The 369-nt window shown below is 82.9% G+C and carries 1 pseudogene; it reads right to left on the reverse strand.

Annotated features, from left to right (window positions below):
* Positions 1 to 369: pseudogene (locus tag ABD106_RS13525) on the reverse strand (translation initiation factor IF-2); the annotation flags it as partial.

A 369-nucleotide genomic window follows, 5' to 3' on the forward strand; every position in this document is an offset into this window, starting at 1 on the left:
CGGGACGACCGGCGCCGCCCGGTCGGGGCGCGCCCGGACGCGGGGCGCCGGGTCGCGGAGCACCGGGACGGGGAGCGCCAGGGCGCGGCGCCACCGGGCGCGGGCCACCGGGGCCGGCCTTGCTCGTGAAGGGGTTGTTGCCGACGCGGGGTCGGCCCATGCCCTGGGTCGATGCGAACGGGTTGTTGCCCGGTCGGGGGGCTCCCGGTCGGCCCATCGGACGCGGGATCGCGCTCGGCGTGGCACCGTCGTCGCCCTGCGCCGCAGGCGCGGGGTCGGCGGATGCGGGGGCCGCGGGTGCGGGCGCCTCGGCCGCCGCTGCGGGCGTCGGGGCCGCCGTCGCAGGCGTGGCGGGCGCGGCCTTCGGCG

The sequence above is a fragment of the Agrococcus citreus genome (assembly GCF_039527715.1).
In the GTDB taxonomy this organism is placed as follows: domain Bacteria; phylum Actinomycetota; class Actinomycetes; order Actinomycetales; family Microbacteriaceae; genus Agrococcus; species Agrococcus citreus.